Annotated in this window: 4 protein-coding genes and 1 pseudogene; all 5 read right to left on the reverse strand. The window is 67.6% G+C overall.

What is annotated here, in order from left to right:
• Nucleotides 1-148 precede the first annotated feature (148 nt).
• Nucleotides 149-742 (reverse strand): SipW-dependent-type signal peptide-containing protein, encoded by a 594-nt coding sequence (locus ACOADB_RS04285; protein ID WP_378596689.1) that lies wholly within the window; start codon nt 740-742, stop codon nt 149-151.
• The gene (locus tag ACOADB_RS04290; RefSeq protein WP_378596690.1) at nt 735-1394 is read right to left on the reverse strand and encodes an LPXTG cell wall anchor domain-containing protein; all 660 of its coding nucleotides are present in this window, start codon (nt 1392-1394) and stop codon (nt 735-737) included. Before ACOADB_RS04290 ends, ACOADB_RS04285 begins: the two co-directional genes overlap by 8 nt.
• Nucleotides 1391-2134, reverse strand: a complete 744-nt coding sequence (locus ACOADB_RS04295) for a signal peptidase I (protein ID WP_378596692.1) — start codon at nt 2132-2134, stop codon at nt 1391-1393. Before ACOADB_RS04295 ends, ACOADB_RS04290 begins: the two co-directional genes overlap by 4 nt.
• A 24-nt stretch (nt 2135-2158) precedes the next feature.
• The gene (locus ACOADB_RS04300; protein WP_378596693.1) at nt 2159-2698 is read right to left on the reverse strand and encodes an alternate-type signal peptide domain-containing protein; all 540 of its coding nucleotides are present in this window, start codon (nt 2696-2698) and stop codon (nt 2159-2161) included.
• Nucleotides 2699-2934: 236 nt separating this feature from the next.
• Nucleotides 2935-3273 (reverse strand): annotated as a pseudogene (locus ACOADB_RS04305) (pyridoxal 5'-phosphate synthase lyase subunit PdxS); the annotation flags it as partial.

Below are 3273 nucleotides of genomic sequence, written 5' to 3' on the forward strand. Positions count from 1 at the left end.
GCCTCGTAGGCAGGGCTCATCGAACCTGAGGAGAAGACGAGCGGCGTGACGTTGAAGAGCCAGCCGGCCAGGAAGGAGGCGACGCACAAGGCGCCGACCGCTCCCCCGAGCCAGAGCACGGCTTCACGAGCCCAGCGAGCGGTCCTGGTCACAAGATCACCTGCGTCGCGTTGAAGGTGAAGACGACGTTGGAGGACAGGCCGCCGGCGGCGGCGCCCGGCGGCAGGGTCACCTGGACGCACAGGTCGTGGTACGGCGTCACGGCGGTCGCCTGCAGGCTGCCGCCCGAACCGCTGAACCCGTTGAGGCTGGCGTTGGCCGTGCCGACCGCCGTGCCGCCGGTGCAGGTGGATCCGCTCACGGTCCCGCCCTTGAGGACGGTCACCTTGAGGGCAGCGCCGAGGGTGCCGGACGCCGTCGCCGAGACCGTGTAGTTGAAGACCAGTCGACCGGTGCTGTTGTTCCTGACCCGGAGCACCTTGGCGACCGATCCACCCGCTGCTGAAGGCAGGCTGCTGTTCAGGTCGGTCCAGGTGTAGGTCTCGGGCTTCACCTTGTTGTTGGTGGCGAGGTCGATGTGGATCGCACCCGCCTGGACCGCGACACCGGGCACGCTGGCATCGTCGTGCCAGTAGGCCGCTGTACCGACCGCCCCGACACCGAGGAGGGCGCCGACGGACAGCAGGGCGCGCGTACGGCCGCGGCCGAACCAGCGGGCGCGTGGACTGCGGTGACTAGGCACGAGCGACCTCCTCGCGACGGTTGCGTCGCGGCAGGACGAGCGCCAGGCCGGCGCCGATCAGGCCGGCAGCGATCCAGATCGTGCCGGGTCCCACGGCAGAACCCGTGTCGGGCAGGCCGCTTTCCTGGCCGCCCACCTCACCATCACCGTCACCGTTGCCCTCTTCCTCACCGGCGACGTCACCGTCCTCGGACAAGGTGAGCGCCAACCGGAACGGGACCTCCAGGAGCTGCACCGTTGAGTCCCAGTCGAAGGTGGCGCGAACCTGAACCTGGCTCTGGGCGCCCTCGGGAACCTTGATCTCCGTCGCCACGCGATTGGTCCCGGCGTCGACGTCGAGCCACGCCCCGGTGCCGACGCGGGCCTCGATCGTGATGTCGTCGGAGACGAGAAGTGCATCCGGATCGGTCGCAACGACATCGACCGTCAGGACCCCGGCTGACGGACCGTCGTTGCGGACCCGGAAGGACCGCACCTCGACGTCGCCCGGGACGAACCGGAAGTCTGGAGCGAACAGGGGCCCGCTGAGCTGAGGGGCCCAGGTGACTCCGTCACGGCTCAGCCCGATCTCGTCGTCGGCGTGCGCCGGGGCAGCACCGAGTGCGACCACCGCGATTGCGGTGACCACGATCGATGCCCAGCGGCGAATCATGACGACGAGCTCCCTGTCTGTTCCTTGTGCTTGCGATGTGCCCTGATGCCGATCAGGACCAGTACTGCGAGGAGGAGCACTGCTCCCCCAGCCGCCGCTGCAAGGCGGCGGTCCTGCTGGTCAGGTGCCGGTGACGGCACCTGCGTTGTCGCCACCTCGGTCGTGGTCCCCGACAGGGGTTCGACCTCGGTCGCTGGTGGTGACTGCTTCTGCCGGCGACGGTCGCGGATCGCTCCGACGAACATGAACGCTGCGTAGCCGACGAGGACCCCCGAGACTCCGACAACGGCCCATTGCCGCTGGTTTCCGGTCAATGCCGAGTTCAGGTGACCGAGGTAGGGAACCGAGTACCACAACTCCCCCTTCACCTGGACTGGCTGGACCGGAAGCGGATCCGGATCCTCGTTGGCGTCGCCTCGCGTGATCAGCTCCGTGGTGCCGTCGAAGCGGTTCGCCACGCCGACCACGCGGTGCGTCACGACCGTCGCCTTGCCCGACTCGAGCTGGTAGGTGATCACGTCACCGATCGAGATCTCATCGAACTCGACCGGCTTGACGACCACGAGCGTCCCGGGTGGATAGGTGGGGGTCATCGAGCCCGTCAGCACGGTGTAGGGAGTCGCCCCGGCGATCCGCGGTACCAGGACCGCGGCCGCCAGGACGACCACCACACCGAGAATCAGGAGCCAGAGGACGACCTGCCAGAGCCAGCCGAAGGTTGCTCGTACCGAGAGGGGCACCGATCAGCGCGGACGGTCAGACGATCAGGGCGTGTGGACCTGGGTCAGCGAGAACCCGAAGTCGCTCAGCGTCACGTCCTGGGTCTGCGTCCCATTGAGAGCGGTTCCCAGGAACGAGATCGTGATCGACGCCTCGACGACGTCGCCGTCGTTGGACTCGTCGATCTCGCCGTCAGCGACGGGGGTGCCGCCGATCTCGAACGAGCTGTCGATCGTCAGGTCGGCGGGAGCAAGGCTGCCCCCGCGCGTCGGGTCGGTCACGTCGAGCGTGGCGCGCAGGTGCTCGCCGGTCGCCTGGACCTCGAAGCTGCACTCCTTGGTCAGCACGTCTCCGGGCACGATCAGGTCGCCGGCTTCGTAGACCTTGTCGGCCTCGTCCTCGCCACTGTCGAACACCCAGGGGGCGTCGTCGCAGTCGTCTTCGACGATCTTCAGCTCACCGGCCGTGACGGCGATGCCATCGACACCGGCGTCTGCAGTCCAGAACGCGAGGGTGCCTGCACCACCCATGAGAAGGACCGCCGCAGATCCGGCTGCGAGCGCGCCCTTGGTTGACTTCTTCATTGACATCTCCAGTCCCCATTGGACCTGTGTCCCCAGGTCCACTTGATGAGCCTTCTCCTGAGGCATCAGCCTCACGAGCTCAAACGAAGGGGATCACGACAGGGCATGCCCTGTTCAGGAAACCGGGACTTTGTCCCGAAAGTTTTGCCAAGGGGTTCGACGAAATGTCAATCCATCGGTTCCGAGGGGTCCTCGGCACCGATGGCGGGCCCCTGCCGGACCAGGTCCGGCAGGAGTCACCAGCCGCGTTCGGCGAGGCGGTGCGGCTGCGGAATGTCTTCGACGTTGATGCCGACCATGGCCTCACCGAGACCGCGCGAGACCTTCGCGACGACGTCGGGGTCGTCGTAGAACGTGGTGGCCTTGACGATCGCCTCGGCCCGCTCGGCGGGGTTGCCGGACTTGAAGATGCCCGAACCCACGAACACGCCCTCGGCACCGAGCTGCATCATCATCGCCGCGTCCGCCGGGGTCGCGATGCCACCGGCCGTGAAGAGGACGACGGGGAGCTTGCCGGAGCGCGCAACCTCGGCGACGAGCTCGTACGGCGCCTGGAGCTCCTTGGCCGCGACGTA

The organism is Nocardioides sp. CPCC 206348, assembly GCF_048654705.1.
In the GTDB taxonomy this organism is placed as follows: Bacteria; Actinomycetota; Actinomycetes; order Propionibacteriales; family Nocardioidaceae; genus Nocardioides.